The 15,691-nt window shown below is 69.7% G+C and carries 14 protein-coding genes; 9 read left to right on the top strand and 5 right to left on the bottom strand.

Features of this window, described 5'->3' with window-relative positions:
• Positions 1 to 50: 50 nt before the first annotated feature.
• Together sufB and ACWFR3_RS31075 are read right to left on the bottom strand one after the other, a co-directional pair.
• Positions 51 to 1,472 (bottom strand): Fe-S cluster assembly protein SufB, encoded by a 1,422-nt coding sequence (sufB, locus tag ACWFR3_RS31080; RefSeq protein ID WP_409057041.1) that lies wholly within the window; start codon positions 1,470 to 1,472, stop codon positions 51 to 53.
• Positions 1,469 to 2,200 carry a helix-turn-helix transcriptional regulator gene (locus ACWFR3_RS31075; protein ID WP_453737983.1) on the bottom strand — a complete coding sequence of 244 codons (732 nt, stop codon included), beginning with the start codon at positions 2,198 to 2,200 and terminating at the stop codon, positions 1,469 to 1,471. The genes sufB and ACWFR3_RS31075 overlap by 4 nt, the downstream gene beginning before the upstream one ends.
• 161 nt (positions 2,201 to 2,361) lie before the next feature.
• Between ACWFR3_RS31075 and ACWFR3_RS31070 the strand changes: the two genes are divergently transcribed.
• The 4 genes from ACWFR3_RS31070 to ACWFR3_RS31055 all read left to right on the top strand — a co-directional run bounded on the left by ACWFR3_RS31070 (position 2,362) and on the right by ACWFR3_RS31055 (position 6,008).
• Positions 2,362 to 3,210, top strand: coding sequence for an aminoglycoside N(3)-acetyltransferase (locus ACWFR3_RS31070; protein WP_453737982.1), 849 nt, complete (start codon positions 2,362 to 2,364; stop codon positions 3,208 to 3,210).
• A 10-nt stretch (positions 3,211 to 3,220) separates the two neighbouring features.
• Positions 3,221 to 4,147: an ABC transporter ATP-binding protein gene (locus tag ACWFR3_RS31065; RefSeq protein ID WP_453737981.1), complete on the top strand. Its 927-nt coding sequence runs from the start codon at positions 3,221 to 3,223 to the stop codon at positions 4,145 to 4,147.
• On the top strand, positions 4,144 to 4,914 hold the full coding sequence (locus ACWFR3_RS31060; protein ID WP_453737980.1) for an ABC transporter permease: 771 nt from the start codon (positions 4,144 to 4,146) through the stop codon (positions 4,912 to 4,914). Before ACWFR3_RS31065 ends, ACWFR3_RS31060 begins: the two co-directional genes overlap by 4 nt.
• A 104-nt stretch (positions 4,915 to 5,018) precedes the next feature.
• On the top strand, positions 5,019 to 6,008 hold the full coding sequence (locus ACWFR3_RS31055) for a COX15/CtaA family protein (protein WP_453738028.1): 990 nt from the start codon (positions 5,019 to 5,021) through the stop codon (positions 6,006 to 6,008).
• A gap of 42 nt (positions 6,009 to 6,050) precedes the next feature.
• Here the strand turns inward: ACWFR3_RS31055 and ACWFR3_RS31050 are convergent, their stop codons facing one another.
• The 3 genes from ACWFR3_RS31050 to ACWFR3_RS31040 all read right to left on the bottom strand — a co-directional run bounded on the left by ACWFR3_RS31050 (position 6,051) and on the right by ACWFR3_RS31040 (position 8,693).
• Entirely contained in the window at positions 6,051 to 7,142 is a 1,092-nt protein-coding gene (locus ACWFR3_RS31050) for an amidohydrolase family protein (protein WP_453737979.1), read from the bottom strand.
• Between the two features lie 105 nt (positions 7,143 to 7,247).
• Positions 7,248 to 7,622, bottom strand: a complete 375-nt coding sequence (locus ACWFR3_RS31045) for a hypothetical protein (protein ID WP_453737978.1) — start codon at positions 7,620 to 7,622, stop codon at positions 7,248 to 7,250.
• A gap of 117 nt (positions 7,623 to 7,739) precedes the next feature.
• Positions 7,740 to 8,693 (bottom strand): heme o synthase, encoded by a 954-nt coding sequence (locus ACWFR3_RS31040; protein WP_453738027.1) that lies wholly within the window; start codon positions 8,691 to 8,693, stop codon positions 7,740 to 7,742.
• Between the two features lie 388 nt (positions 8,694 to 9,081).
• Between ACWFR3_RS31040 and tkt the strand changes: the two genes are divergently transcribed.
• The 5 genes from tkt to pgl are packed head-to-tail and all read left to right on the top strand — an operon-like array spanning position 9,082 to position 15,659.
• On the top strand, positions 9,082 to 11,175 hold the full coding sequence (gene tkt, locus ACWFR3_RS31035; RefSeq protein WP_453737977.1) for a transketolase: 2,094 nt from the start codon (positions 9,082 to 9,084) through the stop codon (positions 11,173 to 11,175).
• Positions 11,176 to 11,210: 35 nt separating this feature from the next.
• A complete protein-coding gene (gene tal, locus ACWFR3_RS31030; protein WP_453737976.1) occupies positions 11,211 to 12,329 on the top strand; it encodes a transaldolase in 1,119 nt (372 codons plus the stop codon).
• A complete protein-coding gene (zwf, locus tag ACWFR3_RS31025; protein WP_453738026.1) occupies positions 12,326 to 13,858 on the top strand; it encodes a glucose-6-phosphate dehydrogenase in 1,533 nt (510 codons plus the stop codon). The genes tal and zwf overlap by 4 nt, the downstream gene beginning before the upstream one ends.
• Complete coding sequence (opcA, locus tag ACWFR3_RS31020; protein WP_453737975.1) at positions 13,855 to 14,883, top strand: glucose-6-phosphate dehydrogenase assembly protein OpcA; 1,029 nt, start codon at positions 13,855 to 13,857, stop codon at positions 14,881 to 14,883. Before zwf ends, opcA begins: the two co-directional genes overlap by 4 nt.
• Positions 14,880 to 15,659, top strand: coding sequence for a 6-phosphogluconolactonase (pgl, locus tag ACWFR3_RS31015; protein WP_453737974.1), 780 nt, complete (start codon positions 14,880 to 14,882; stop codon positions 15,657 to 15,659). The genes opcA and pgl overlap by 4 nt, the downstream gene beginning before the upstream one ends.
• Positions 15,660 to 15,691 lie beyond the last annotated feature (32 nt).

The raw sequence follows: 15,691 nt of genomic DNA, 5'->3' as shown, positions 1-15,691 counted from the left end.
CTCTCTCTGGGTAAAGAAGTCGGTCGCTGCTGCGGGGACGGTTGCCGGGATTAACCGACCGAACCCTCCATCTGCAGCTCGATCAGCCGGTTCAGCTCCAGGGCGTACTCCATGGGCAGCTCCTTGGCGATCGGCTCGACGAAGCCGCGGACGATCATCGCCATGGCCTCGAACTCCGTCAGACCGCGGCTCATCAGGTAGAAGAGCTGGTCGTCGGAGACCTTGGAGACGGTCGCCTCGTGGCCCATGGACACGTCGTCCTCGCGGACGTCCACGTAGGGGTACGTGTCGGAGCGGGAGATCGTGTCGACGAGCAGCGCGTCACACAGGACGTTCGACTTCGATCCTGCGGCGCCCTCGCCGATCTCGACGAGACCGCGGTAGGAGGTGCGGCCACCGCCGCGCGCCACGGACTTCGAGACGATGTTGGAGGACGTGTTGGGCGCCATGTGGACCATCTTGGAACCGGCGTCCTGGTGCTGGCCCTCGCCCGCGAAGGCGATGGACAGCGTCTCGCCCTTGGCGTGCTCGCCCATGAGGTAGACGGCGGGGTACTTCATCGTCACCTTGGAGCCGATGTTGCCGTCGATCCACTCCATGGTCGCGCCCTCGTACGCCACGGCGCGCTTGGTGACCAGGTTGTAGACGTTGTTCGACCAGTTCTGGATCGTCGTGTAGCGGCAGCGGCCGCCCTTCTTGACGATGATCTCGACGACCGCGGAGTGCAGGGAGTCCGACTTGTAGATCGGCGCCGTGCAGCCCTCGACGTAGTGAACGTAGGCGTCCTCGTCGACGATGATCAGCGTGCGCTCGAACTGGCCCATGTTCTCCGTGTTGATGCGGAAGTAGGCCTGGAGCGGGATCTCGACGTGCACGCCCTTGGGGACGTAGATGAACGAGCCGCCGGACCACACGGCGGAGTTCAGCGACGCGAACTTGTTGTCGCCGACGGGGATGACGGTCCCGAAGTACTCCTTGAAGAGCTCCGGGTGCTCCTTCAGCGCCGTGTCGGTGTCCAGGAAGATGACGCCCTGCTCCTCCAGGTCCTCGCGGATCTGGTGGTAGACGACCTCGGACTCGTACTGGGCCGCGACACCGGCGACGAGGCGCTGCTTCTCCGCCTCGGGGATGCCGAGCTTGTCGTACGTGTTCTTGATGTCCTCGGGCAGGTCCTCCCAGGACTCCGCCTGCTTCTCCGTGGAACGGACGAAGTACTTGATGTTGTCGAAGTCGATGCCCGACAGGTCCGAGCCCCAGTTGGGCATGGGCTTCTTGTCGAAGAGCCGCAGGCCCTTGAGGCGCAGCTTCGTCATCCACTCGGGCTCGGACTTCTTGGCCGAGATGTCCTTGACGACGTCTTCATTGATGCCGCGCTTGGCGGACGCGCCGGCCACGTCGGAGTCGGCCCAGCCGTATTCGTACGTGCCCAGACCCTCGAGTTCGGGGTGGGCAGTCTCCGTGGGGAGCGTCATGCGGGGTTCCTCCCGGCCGTGCTTGCGGATGCGTTTTCAGTGGTCTGTGAAGACTGGGGGGTGTTGCGGGGAATGAACGTCGTGCAGACGCCGTCGCCGTGGGCGATGGTGGCGAGCCGCTGGACGTGCGTTCCCAGGAGGGCGGAGAAGATCTCCGTCTCCGCCTCGCAAAGTTGTGGGTACTGCTCGGCGACGTGGGCGACCGGGCAGTGGTGCTGGCACAGCTGCTCGCCCACGGGGGCCGTGCGGGCCGTAGCAGCGTACCCGTCGGCGGTCAATGCCTTCGCGAGAGCCTCGGCACGCTGCTCCGGAGGCGCCGCCTCGACCGCCTTGCGGTAGGCCACCGCCTGGGCGGCCATCCGGTCGCGGGCGAATTCGACGACCGCTCCTTCGCCGTGTCGCTCGCTGATCCAGCGCAGGGCGTCGGCGGCGAGCTTGTCGTACGACTGGTCGAAGGCGTCCCGGCCGCAGTCGGTGAGCGCGAAGACCTTGGCGGGGCGCCCGCGCGTACGAGCGCCGTAGACCCGCTGCTCGCGGGGCTCGACGACGTTCTCATGGGCGAGTGTGTCGAGGTGCCTGCGCACGGCGGCCTGGGTGAGGCCGAGGCGCTTCGCGAGGTCGGCGACCGTGGAGGGGCCGTGGTCCAGGATGGATCGCGCGACCCGGTTGCGCGTGGAGCGCTCCCCGGTCGCGAGTTCCTCCTGCGGAGCCTCGCCAACGTTTTTCACAACGCCATTGTTGCGTAATTCCTCAGAGCCTGACAACCCGCGTCGGGATCAAGACCCGGTGCGCTGCATCACTTAGGCATACCTAAGCTGACCTGCGGAAATGATCACTGATCGATCAAATCGGTGGCGCCGCCGGGCCTCGTCGAGGAGACTCCCTGACCATGTCGACACCCCCTCCGACCGGCCCTTTGTGTACGCGCGCCTCCCTCGCGGCCGACCTGCGAGCGCTCGGCGTGAGCCCCGGCGAGACCCTCCTCGTGCACTCCTCGCTGAGGTCCCTCGGCTGGGTCGTCGGAGGCCAGATCTCCGTCGTCCGGGCACTCCTCGACGTGCTGGGCCAAAAGGGCACTCTCGTGGTCCCCACGCAGTCCAGCGACAACTCCGACCCGGCCGAGTGGGAGAACCCGCCCGTACCCGAGTCCTGGTGGCCCGAGATCCGCGCGTCCATCCCCGCCTACGACCCGCGCACCGCCCCCACGCGCGGCGCCGGCGTGATCCCCGAGACCGTACGGACCTGGCCCGGCGCCCTGCGCAGCGCCCACCCGCAGACCTCCTTCGCCGCGGTCGGCCCCCGTGCGGAAGCGCTTCTGGAAGGGCACGCGCTCGACTGCCGCCTCGGTGAGCGCAGCCCGCTGGCCCGCCTGGAGGAATCGGGCGCCCGGGTGCTGCTGCTCGGCGCGGGATTCGACTCCTGCACCTCCTTCCACCTGGCCGAGTACCGCATCCCCGCCCCCGAGGTGGAGAACTCCTTCGCGGTCATGACCCCGGAGGGCCGCCGCTGGATGACCGTGCGCGAGCCCTCCATCTCCGAGGAGCGCTTCGACGAACTCGGCTCGGACTTCGAGCGGGACCGCCCCGTGGTGCGGGGCACCGTGGGCGCGGCGACGGCCCGGCTCTTCCCGGTGGCCGATGCCGTCTCGTACGCGCGGAGCTGGCTGGAGACGCACCGCTCGCGGGACGGGTGGGCACTCCCGCAGCCCCCTGCCCGCCGCGCTTCCCGCCCTCTCTAGACTTCCCGCCATGGGAAATGAGTCCGTCGTCCAGGTCACGGGACTGGTCAAGCGGTACGGCAAGAAGACCGCGGTGGACGGCCTCGACCTCCGGGTCCGCGCGGGCACCGTCACCGCCGTCCTCGGCCCGAACGGCGCCGGGAAGACCACCACGATCGAGATCTGCGAGGGCTACCGCAAGCCGGACGCGGGCACGGTCCGCGTCCTGGGCCTGGACCCGGTCCGCGAGGCCGGCGCGCTGCGCCCCCGCATCGGCGTGATGCTCCAGTCCGGCGGCGTCTACTCCGGCGCCCGCGCCGACGAGATGCTGCGCCACATGGCGAAGCTGCACGCGCACCCCCTGGACGTGGGCGCGCTGATCGAACGCCTGGGCCTGGAGAGCTGCGGCCGCACCACCTACCGGCGCCTGTCCGGCGGCCAGCAGCAGCGGCTCGCGCTCGCCATGGCCGTGGTCGGGCGGCCGGAGCTCGTCTTCCTGGACGAGCCGACCGCGGGCCTCGACCCGCAGGCACGCCGGGCCACCTGGGATCTCGTACGCGATCTGCGCGCCGACGGCGTCAGCGTCATCCTGACCACGCACCACATGGACGAGGCCGAGCAGCTCGCCGACGAGGTCGCGATCATCGACGCGGGCAAGGTCATCGCCGAGGGCACCCCGGAGGCGCTCTGCCGCGGCGGCGCGGAGAACACCCTGCGCTTCTCCGGCCGCCCCGGGCTCGACGTCGGTTCCCTGCTCAAGGCGCTCCCGCCGGACTCCGCGGCGGCCGAACTCACGCCGGGCGCCTACCGCGTGAGCGGCACGATCGACCCGCAGCTCCTTGCCACGGTCACCTCCTGGTGCGCCCAGCACGGCGTGATGCCGGAGAAGATCGCCGTCGAACGCCACACCCTCGAAGACGTGTTCTTGGAGCTCACAGGCAAGGAGCTGCGCGGATGAGCGCCGCCGGTACGTACACACCGAAGCCGGGCGCCGCCCCGCTCCCCCGCATGATCGCCGCGCAGGCGGCGCTCGAGACGAAGATGCTGCTGCGCAACGGCGAACAGCTGCTGCTCACGGTCGTCATCCCCACGCTGCTGCTCGTGCTGTTCAGCGCGGTCGACATCGTCGACACGGGCGACGGCAAGGCCGTGGACTTCCTCGCGCCGGGCATCCTCGCCCTCGCCGTGATGTCGACGGCGTTCACCGGCCAGGCCATCGCCACCGGCTTCGAGCGGCGCTATGGCGTGCTCAAGCGGCTCGGCGCGTCCCCGCTGCCCCGCTGGGCCCTGATGGCGGCGAAGACCCTGTCGGTCCTGGTCACCGAGGTCCTGCAGATCGTGCTGCTCACGGTGATCGCCTTCGCCCTGGGCTGGTCACCGCACGGCAACCCCTTCGCCGTACTCCTCCTCCTGATCCTGGGCACCGCCGCCTTCTCCGGCCTCGGCCTGCTGATGGCGGGCACCCTGAAGGCCGAGGCGACCCTCGCCGCGGCGAACCTGGTCTTCCTCCTGCTGCTCGTGGGCGGCGGGGTCATCGTGCCGCTGGACAAGTTCCCGGACGCCGCCCAGTCGGTGCTCGGGCTTCTCCCCATCTCGGCGCTCTCGGACGGTCTCCGGGACGTTCTCCAGGACGGCGCGGGGATGCCGTGGCGGGACCTCGGGATCCTGGCGGTCTGGGCGGTGCTCGGCCTCGGCGCGGCGGGCAAGTTCTTCCGCTGGGAGTAGCTGCGAGCAGCCAAGGCGGCGTAACTCACGTCACAGAAGCACCGGATACGTCCCCCTCGTGAAGCCGTGCACAAGCGGCCCCCTACGATGGGGCCGTGCCAAACGTGACCCGAGCCGACGCCGTCTCCGCCGTGCGCAATCCGCTCGCCTTCATCGCCGAACGCTGGACCCCGCAGCAGCGGACCGTCCGGCGCGCCGCCCTCATCTCGCTCGCGATGACGGTGTGCATCGTGGTCACCGGCGGCGCCGTCCGTCTCACGGGGTCCGGCCTCGGCTGCCCGACCTGGCCCAAGTGCACGGACGACTCCCTCACCGCCACCCACGAGATGGGTTTCCACGGATTCATCGAGTTCGGCAACCGCATGCTGACGTACGTGCTGTGCGCGGCCGTCGGCTGGGCGATCATCACGGCGCGCTCCCAGAAGCCGATGCGGCGCAGCCTCACCCGGCTCGGGTGGGTCCAGTTCTGGCTGGTCATGGGCAACGCCGTGCTCGGCGGCATCGTCGTACTCGTCGGCCTGAACCCGTGGACGGTCGCGGCGCACTTCCTGCTCTCCACCGCCCTGATCGCGGTCGCCGTCACGATGTGGCAGCGCACCCGCGAGGGCGACGGCGACGTGCGTCCGCTGGTCGGCAAGGCCGTGGCGCAGCTGGTGTGGTTCCTGGTCGCGGCGTCCGTGCTGCTCATCGCGGTCGGCACGGTGGTGACCGGCTCCGGGCCGCACGCCGGCGACTCCAGCGAGGTGCCGCGGATGGGCTTCGACTGGGAGACCGTCAGCAAGCTGCACGCCGTGCTCGCCTGGATCGTGGTGACGCTGACGTTCGCCCTGTGGTTCGTCCTCAAGGCGGTCGACGCCCCCAAGGGCCCGCTGCACCGCACCCGCGACCTGTTCCTGATCCTGCTCGCCCAGGGTGTGATCGGCTACGTCCAGTACTTCACGGACCTGCCCGAGGTCCTGGTCGGCCTGCACATGTTCGGCTCGTGCGTGGTGTGGATCGCGGTGATGCGGGTCCTGCTCTCGCTGCGCGAACGCCCGTACGCCACCGCTGACGTGCCGTCCCAGAGCGACGACTCCCAGCTGTCGGCCGTCTGAGCTGCTGTCGGCCGTCCGAGCTGCTGTCGGCCGTCCGAGGCTTCAGACCGCTTCGGAAAGTCCGTACACGCGGCGGGCGTTGCCCGCCGCGATGAGTCCGGCCACGCGCTGCGCGTCCGGCAGCGACCACGCCCCCTCCGTGACCCACCCGCCGAACACGCGCCCGAGCGCCTCCCCGAAGAGCCGCGCGCCCACCACGTGCAGTTCGGGAAGTCCGTGCGCGCCGCTGGAGAACAGCAGCTTGCCGAAGGGCGCGAGCTCCAGGATCTCCGCGAGCACGGCGGCCGCGCGGGCGCCGGTGCGCACCAGGGCGGGACCCAGATCGGCGTACACGTGCGGAAAGAGGGCCGCGAGGTCCGCGGCGTTGCGGTGGTACGGATAGCCGTGCAGCAGGACCAGATCGGTGCCGAGCCCCGCGGTCGCCCGCGCGAAACCGCCGAAGTACCCCTGCGGGTCGCCGGCCCCGGCGTGCAGTTGCAGCGGACGCCCCGACGCGACGGCGATCCACAGCAGATGCCTGAGCAGTACGGGGTCCTGGAGCGCGCCCCCCACCTGCCGCCGGGCGAGCCAGCGGTCCGCTGCGCCCCGTACCTCACCGGGCCCCGGCGGTTCGGGGGCCAGGGCGAGGCTGCGCCGGACGCCCGCGACGGAGGTGAAGGCGACGGCGTGCGCGGCGGCGGCGTGCACCGACTCGGCGAGGTTGGCGAGGAACGAGTCCACCGTGCCCGATGTGTCGGCCACCTGTTCGGCCAGGAGCTCCAGGCGCACGATCTCGTGGGCTTCCGCACAGCCGGTGGACGCCATCTCGCCGGGCCCCGTCAGATCACCGGGCAGCCCTGTGTCGACGAGGTACGTGGTGATGCCGCTCCCCCGCAACAGCCGCCGCCCCGCTTCGAGTACGCCGAGCTCGCGGCGGCGGGCGAGGTAGCGGGCGGGCGGGCAGTGCGGTTCGAGGCCGAGCAGCGGGGGGCACCAGCGGCGTACGGCGAAGCCCGTCTGGGTGTCGAAGAAGGTGGTGCCGGGCGCGGGCGGGCCCTCGCCGCGGCCGAGGTGGGCCTCGAAGGTGCCGAGGCCCAGCTCCGTACGCAGCACACCATGGCAGTACTGGTCCACCAGGGACGGCGTTTCGATCATCCGGGCTCTCCGTAGGCGGACCGTGCTCCTACGGTCTAACGGGTGACCCGGGCGTCAGGTGTTGCCTTCGGACGTATCCGGAAACAGTGCCGAAAACTGCGGCTCTCAGCCGTTGGAGGGACCGCCGAGCTGAATGCCCGCCATGCGCGACCACTCGTAGGGGCCGGTCTTCACCTTGGCCGCGAAGTCACCGTCGAAGTCCTCGTGGATCGTGATCCCGGCCTTCTCCACGGCGCTCTGCGCGATCGCGTAGGTGGGCGCCACCAGGTCGCCCCAGCCGCCGTCCTCGCCGACCAGGACGATGCGGGTGCCCTCGTGCCCGATGTACGCGAGCTGCCCCTCGGCCCCGCCGTGCGCCTTCGCGAAGCTGCCGATCGCCTTGGCCAGCTTGGCCGCTCGGCGCTCGGCCTTGGCGGCCTGCTTGCTGTCCTCGGTCTGCTGCGTCTCTGCCGTGTCTGCCGTGTCTGCCGTGTCTGCCATAGCCAGGATGCTACCGACGGGTAGATCAACTGGCGACGGGCGGGGTGCGTGGCGTTCAACACCACGCACCCCGCCCGTCGGCGGGTCTTCGGCTCAGCGGTTCAGCGGTTCAGCGGTTCAGCGAAGGAAGGGATCCACCGCGACCGCCACGAACAGCAGCGAGACGTAGGTGATCGACCAGTGGAAGAGCCGCATCTCCTTGAGCTTGCCGCCCGTGACCTCCGCCTTGGCGCGGTTCTGCAGACCGTGCGCCTCCCACAGCCACCAGCCGCCGGTCACGAAGGCCACGATCGTGTAGAACCAGCCGGTGTAGCCAAGGGGCTGGAGCAGCAGCGAGACGGCGACCATCACCCAGCTGTAGAGGACGATCTGACGCGCGACCACCTTGTTCGACGCGACGACCGGCAGCATCGGCACGCCCACCCGGGCGTAGTCGTCCTTGACCTTCATGGACAGCGGCCAGTAGTGCGGCGGCGTCCAGAAGAACATGACGAGGAAGAGGATGACCGGCGCCCACGACAGGGAGTTCGTCACCGAGGACCAGCCGATGAGCACCGGCATGCAGCCCGCGATGCCGCCCCAGACGATGTTCTGCGAGGTCCGGCGCTTCAGGATCATCGTGTAGATGACCACGTAGAAGAGCAGCGCGCCGAGGGCGAGCCAGGCGGACAGCCAGTTGACGACGAGCCCGAAGAGCAGCGTCGAGGCGACCGCGAGGGCGATGCCGAAGACGAGGCACTCGCGGGGGCTGACCATTCCCGTGACCAGGGGCCGCTGGGACGTACGGTCCATCAGCGCGTCGATGTCACGGTCGATGTACATGTTGAGCGCGTTGGCGCCGCCCGCCGACAGGTAGCCGCCCAGGCAGGTCACGAAGACCAGCCACAGGTCGGGCACCCCCTGCTCGGCGAGGAACATCACCGGAACGGTGGTGATCAGGAGGAGTTCGATGATTCGCGGCTTGGTCAGCGCCACGAACGCCATGACACGGGCCCCGAGCGGCCGGTGGCTTGGGCTAGAGCTCGTCCCAATTGCTCCCGCTGGACGGGATTCAACGGCCGTCACGCACACCCCTGACAGAGACTTCCCAGCAAGCCGCGTCGGACGTTCAGACATGAAGATCCGGTAAAGGCTCGCGCGTACCACGCCACTGTAGACGTTGCCCATACCTCGCCCTTCGCGGGGGTGGGGTCGTGTTGAGCGGCGTGTTGGGGCGCACGGAATACGGCCCGACACCCATTCAGATGAGCGGCGCCCCACTCGTTCAGAGAGTCCAGATGAGCGGCTTTGAGATCACATGGTGAACACCTTGGATCCCTTTCGGGAGGCGGATACCGGCGCACCCGGTCAGTCTGGAATCACTCGAAAAAATGCACGTCTTTACAGCGGTAGGCTCGACATCGGCCGGTGGGATCTACATCGCCGGCATTCGACATGTGGAGAGGAGCCCTGACTCAGGGTGAGCACCAAGCCGACCACCACAGACCTCGAGTGGACCGAACTGGACCAGCGGGCTGTTGATACTGCCCGCGTCCTGGCCATGGACGCCGTACAGAAGGTCGGCAACGGCCATCCTGGTACGGCCATGAGCCTCGCGCCTGCCGCCTACACCCTCTTCCAGAAGGTGATGCGGCACGACCCCGCTGACGCCGAGTGGACCGGGCGCGACCGGTTCGTTCTCTCCGCGGGCCACTCGTCCCTGACCCTCTACATCCAGCTCTACCTGGCCGGCTTCGGCCTGGAGCTCGATGACCTGAAGGCATTCCGCACCTGGGGTTCCAAGACCCCCGGCCACCCGGAGTACGGGCACACCACGGGCGTCGAGACGACGACGGGCCCCCTCGGCCAGGGCGTCGCGAACGCCGTGGGCATGGCGATGGCCGCTCGTTACGAGCGTGGCCTGTTCGACCCGCAGACCGCCGCGGGCGAGTCGCCGTTCGACCACCACATCTTCGCGATCGCCGGTGACGGCTGCCTCCAGGAGGGCATCTCCGGCGAGGCGTCGTCCCTGGCCGGGCACCAGAAGCTCGGCAACCTCGTACTGCTGTGGGACGACAACCACATCTCCATCGAGGGCGACACCGAGACCGCGGTCTCCGAAGACACCATGAAGCGGTACGAGGCCTACGGCTGGCACGTCCAGCGCGTGGAGCCCAAGGAGGACGGCGACCTCGACCCGGCCGCCCTCTACCGCGCGATCCAGGCCGCGAAGGCGGAGACGGAGCGCCCCTCCTTCATCGCGATGCGCTCGATCATCGCCTGGCCCGCACCGAACGCGCAGAACACCGAGGCCGCGCACGGCTCGGCGCTCGGCGACGAAGAGGTCGCGGCCACCAAGCGCGTCCTGGGCTTCGACACGGAGCAGACCTTCGAGGTCTCGGACGACGTCATCGCGCACACCCGCAAGGCCCTGGAGCGCGGCAGCGAGGCCAAGACCGAGTGGGCCAAGGGCTTCGCCTCCTGGCGCACCGCCGAGGCCGAGCGCGCCGCCGACTTCGACCGCATCGCCGCGGGCGAGCTCCCGCAGGGCTGGGAGGAGAAGCTCCCGGTCTTCGAGACGGGCAAGGGCGTCGCGACGCGTGCCGCGTCCGGCAAGGTCCTCCAGGCCCTCGGCGACGTGGTTCCCGAGCTGTGGGGCGGCTCCGCCGACCTCGCGGGCTCGAACAACACCACGATCGACAAGACGTCGTCGTTCCTCCCCGCGGGCAACCCGCTGCCGGAGGCCGACCCGTACGGCCGAACGATCCACTTCGGCATCCGCGAGCACGCCATGGCCGCGGAGATGAACGGCATCGCGCTGCACGGCAACACCCGCATCTTCGGCGGCACCTTCCTGGTGTTCTCCGACTACATGCGCAACGCCGTCCGCCTGTCCGCGCTGATGCACCTTCCGGTGACGTACGTGTGGACGCACGACTCCATCGGTCTGGGCGAGGACGGCCCGACGCACCAGCCGGTCGAGCACCTGGCCTCGCTGCGCGCCATCCCCGGCCTGAACGTGGTCCGCCCGGCGGACGCGAACGAGACCGCGATCGTGTGGCGCGAGATCCTCAAGCGCTACACCAAGGAGTTCGGCAAGGGCGCCCCGCACGGCCTCGCGCTGACCCGTCAGGGTGTACCGACGTACGACCGCGAGGTCACCGAAGGCGCGGTCAAGGGCGGCTACGTCCTGTTCGAGGCCGACGGCGGCGCCCCCGAGGTCGTTCTCATCGGCACCGGCTCCGAGGTGCAGCTCGCCGTCGAGGCGCGCGAGCAGCTCCAGGCCGCGGGCGTTCCGACGCGCGTCGTCTCGATGCCGTGCGTCGAGTGGTTCGAGGCGCAGGACCAGGGGTACCGCGACAGCGTCCTTCCGCCGTCCGTGAAGGCGCGCGTGGCGGTCGAGGCGGGCATCGGCCTGACGTGGCACCGCTTCGTGGGTGACGCCGGGCGCATCGTCTCGCTGGAGCACTTCGGTGCCTCGGCCGACGGCAAGGTGCTCTTCCGCGAGTTCGGTTTCACGGCCGACGCCGTGGCCGCCGCCGCCCGGGAATCGATCGACGCCGCTCAGCGCTGACGCCGACATACGACCTAGTAGGAGATGTAATCCTCATGACAGACGCACTCAAGCGCCTTTCCGACGAAGGCGTCGCGATCTGGCTGGACGACCTGTCGCGCAAGCGGATCACGTCCGGCAACCTCGCCGAGCTGATCGACCAGAGCCACGTCGTGGGCGTCACGACGAACCCCTCCATCTTCCAGAAGGCGATCAGCAGCGGTGACGGTTACGAGCAGCAGCTCGCCGACCTCGCCGCCCGCGCGGTCACCGTCGAAGAGGCCATCCGCATGATCACGACGGCGGACGTCCGTGACGCCGCCGACATCCTGCGCCCGGTCTTCGACGCGACGGGCGGCCAGGACGGCCGCGTGTCGATCGAGGTCGACCCGCGCCAGGCGCACAACACCGCGGCCACGGTCGCCGAGGCCAAGCAGCTCGCCTGGCTGGTGGACCGCCCGAACGCGCTCATCAAGATCCCGGCGACCAAGGCGGGCCTGCCCGCGATCACCGAGGTCATCGCCAAGGGCATCAGCGTGAACGTGACGCTGATCTTCTCCCTGGAGCGCTACCGCGAGGTCATGGACGCGTACCTGGCGGGCCTGGAGAAGGCGAAGGCCGCGGGCCTGGACCTCTCCAAGATCCACTCGGTGGCGTCCTTCTTCGTGTCCCGCGTGGACACCGAGATCGACAAGCGCCTGGACGGCATCGGCACGGACGAGGCCAAGGCCGTCAAGGGCAAGGCCGCGCTCGCCAACGCCCGCCTGGCCTACGAGGCGTACGAGGAGGTCTTCTCCTCCGACCGCTGGGCCGCGCTCGACAAGGCGCAGGCCAACAAGCAGCGTCCGCTGTGGGCCTCGACCGGCGTCAAGGACCCGTCGTACAAGGACACCCTGTACGTCGACGACCTGGTCGCGCCGAACACGGTGAACACGATGCCGGAGGCGACCCTGGAGGCCACCGCCGACCACGGCCAGATCACCGGCAACACCATCGCGGGGACGTACGACACCGCGCGCGCCGAGATCGAGGCCGTCGAGAAGCTCGGCATCTCGTACGACGAGGTCGTGCAGCTGCTCGAGGACGAGGGCGTCGAGAAGTTCGAGGCCTCCTGGACCGACCTGCTCAAGTCGACCGAGGCCGAGCTCCAGCGCCTCGCTCCTTCGAAGGGCTGACCACTTTGTCAAGCAGCAATCCGCTGCGTGACGCCGCAGACCGACGGCTCCCGCGTATCGCGGGGCCGTCGGGCCTGGTCATCTTTGGCGTCACGGGCGATTTGTCCCGTAAAAAGTTGATGCCCGCTGTCTACGACCTCGCCAACCGTGGCCTGCTGCCGCCGGGCTTCTCGCTCATCGGCTTCGCGCGCCGCGACTGGGAGGACGAGGACTTCGCCCAGGTCGTCCACGACGCGGTCAAGCAGCACTCGCGTACGCCGTTCCGTGAGGAGGTCTGGCAGCAGCTCATCCAGGGGATGCGCTTCGTCCAGGGCAACTTCGACGACGACGCGGCGTTCGAGCAGCTCAAGGCCACCATCCAGGAGCTCGACAAGGCGCAGGGGACGGGCGGCAACTTCGCCTTCTACCTCTCCGTGCCGCCGAAGTTCTTCCCGCAGGTCGTCCAGCAGCTCAAGAAGCACGAGCTCGCGGACGCCCCGCAGGGTTCCTGGCGCCGTGCGGTCATCGAGAAGCCGTTCGGACACGACCTGACGTCCGCCAAGGACCTCAACTCGATCGTGCACGAGGTGTTCGCCCCGGACCAGGTGTTCCGGATCGACCACTACCTCGGCAAGGAGACCGTCCAGAACATCCTGGCGCTCCGCTTCGCCAACCAGATGTTCGAGCCGATCTGGAACCGGTCGTACGTGGACCACGTCCAGATCACGATGGCCGAGGACATCGGCATCGGCGGCCGCGCCGGCTACTACGACGGCATCGGCGCCGCCCGAGACGTCATCCAGAACCACCTGCTCCAGCTGATGGCGCTGACCGCGATGGAGGAGCCCGCCTCCTTCGACGCCAACGCGCTGGTGGCCGAGAAGGCCAAGGTCCTCGGCGCCGTGCGGCTGCCCAAGGACCTCGGCAAGAACACGGTCCGCGGGCAGTACGCCGCGGGGTGGCAGGGCGGCGAGAAGGCCGTCGGCTACCTCCAGGAAGAGGGCATCGACGCCAAGTCGAAGACCGACACCTACGCGGCCATCAAGCTGGAGGTCGACAACCGCCGCTGGGCGGGCGTCCCCTTCTACCTGCGCACCGGCAAGCGTCTTGGCCGGCGCGTCACCGAGATCGCGGTCGTCTTCCAGCGCGCGCCCCACTCCCCCTTCGACCACACGGCGACGGAGGAACTGGGCCAGAACGCGATCGTCATCCGCGTCCAGCCCGACGAGGGCATCACGGTCCGGTTCGGCTCGAAGGTGCCCGGCACCTCGATGGAGATCCGCGACGTGTCGATGGACTTCGCTTACGGCGAGTCCTTCACCGAGTCCAGCCCGGAGGCGTACGAGCGCCTGATCCTGGACGTCCTGCTCGGCGACGCCAACCTCTTCCCGCGCACGGAGGAGGTCGAGCTTTCCTGGAACATCCTCGACCCGATCGAGGAGTACTGGGACAAGCACGGCAAGCCCGCGCAGTACCCGTCCGGGACCTGGGGCCCGTCCGAGGCGGACGAAATGCTCGCACGAGACGGACGGAGCTGGCGTCGCCCATGAAGATCGACCTTACGGACACCACGTCCAGCAAGATCAACAAAGCGCTCGTCAAGGGCCGCAGGGCGATCGGCACCCCGGCCGTCGGCATGGTGCTCACCCTCGTCATCGTCACCGACGAGGAGAACGCCTACGACGCCCTGAAGGCCGCCAACGAAGCGTCCCGCGAGCACCCCTCGCGCACCCTCGTGGTCATCAAGCGCGCCGCGCGCTCGCCCCGTGACCGCACGACGTCGCGCCTCGACGCCGAGGTACGGGTCGGCGCGGACGCGGGCACCGGCGAGACGGTGGTCCTGCGCCTTTACGGCGAGGTCATCAACCACGCCCAGTCGGTCGTCCTGCCGCTGCTGCTTCCCGACGCCCCCGTGGTCGTCTGGTGGCCGGTCAACGCGCCGCTCAACCCGGCCAAGGACCCGCTGGGCGCGCTCGCCCAGCGCCGCGTCACGGACACGTACGCCGCCGAGCAGCCGATCCACGAGCTGACCGCGCGGGCCGAGGCCTACAGCCCCGGCGACACGGACCTGTCCTGGACCCGGATCACCCCGTGGCGCTCGATGCTCGCGGCCGCTCTCGACCAGGTCCACTGCAAGGTGACGTCGGTCGAGGTGGAGGGCGAGGAGTTCAACCCGAGCTGCGAGCTGCTCGGCATGTGGCTCGCGGACCGGCTCTCCGTCCCCGTGAAGCGCTCGCTCTCCGCGGGGCCCGGCCTCACCGGCGTACGCATGGACACCGACTGCGGTCCCATCGTGCTCGGCCGGGCCGACGGCTCCCTGGCGACGCTCTCCATCCAGGGGCAGCCCGACCGCGCGGTGGCGCTCAAGCGCCGCGAGACGGCCGAGCTGATCGCCGAGGAGCTGCGCCGTCTCGACCCGGACGACACCTACGCGTCCGCGCTGAAGTTCGGCGTGGACCGCCTGGGTGAGTCGGCGGAGGAATCGACGGTTCCCGACGTGGACGAGCCCACGGAGGCGGCCAAGAAGACGGCCCCGACGAAGAAGACCGCGGCAAAGAAGGCGGCGGCGAAGTGAGCGCCGCCCCGCAGCTGGTCGTCCACCGCGACAAGGAGCTGATGGCGCAGGCCGCGGCGGCCCGCCTCATCACGAAGATCGTCGACGCGCAGGCCGCCCGCGGCTACGCGTCGGTGGTCCTCACCGGCGGCCGCAACGGCAACGGCCTTCTGGCGGCGCTGAGTTCGTCCCCGGCCAAGGACGCGATCGACTGGTCGCGCCTCGACCTGTGGTGGGGCGACGAGCGCTTCCTGCCGGACGGCGACCCGGAGCGCAACTACACCCAGGCCAAGGAGGCACTGCTCGACTCGGTGCCCCTGAACCCGGCCCGGGTGCATCCGATGCCCGCTTCGGACGGCGCGTACGAGGTGGACGCGGCGGCCGGGATATACGCCGCCGAGCTCACCGCAGCCGCGGGGCCCGAGGACCATGGCCCGGTGCCGACGTTCGACGTACTGATGCTCGGCGTCGGCCCGGACACCCATGTCGCCTCGCTCTTCCCGGAGTTGCCCGCGGTGCGCGAGACCGAGCGGACGGTGGTCGGCGTGCACGGCGCGCCCAAGCCGCCGCCCGTGCGCATCACGCTCACGCTCCCGGCGATCCGCTCGGCACGCGAGGTGTGGCTGCTCGCGGCGGGCGAGGACAAGGCGAACGCCGCGGCGATCGCCCTGTCCGGCGCGGGTGAGGTACAGGCGCCCGCCGCGGGCGCGTACGGCAGGTCGAGGACGCTGTGGCTGCTCGACGCCGCCGCTGCCTCGCAGTTGCCGCGTGACCTGTACCCGCCGGCTTCTCCCTGAAGCTGTCAGCGGCAAGCAGCAGGGCCCGGCTC

Source organism: Streptomyces sp. NPDC055189, from assembly GCF_053606765.1.
The sequence above is the reverse complement of the archived record's forward strand: the minus strand, read 5'-3'. Positions and strand labels throughout refer to the sequence as shown.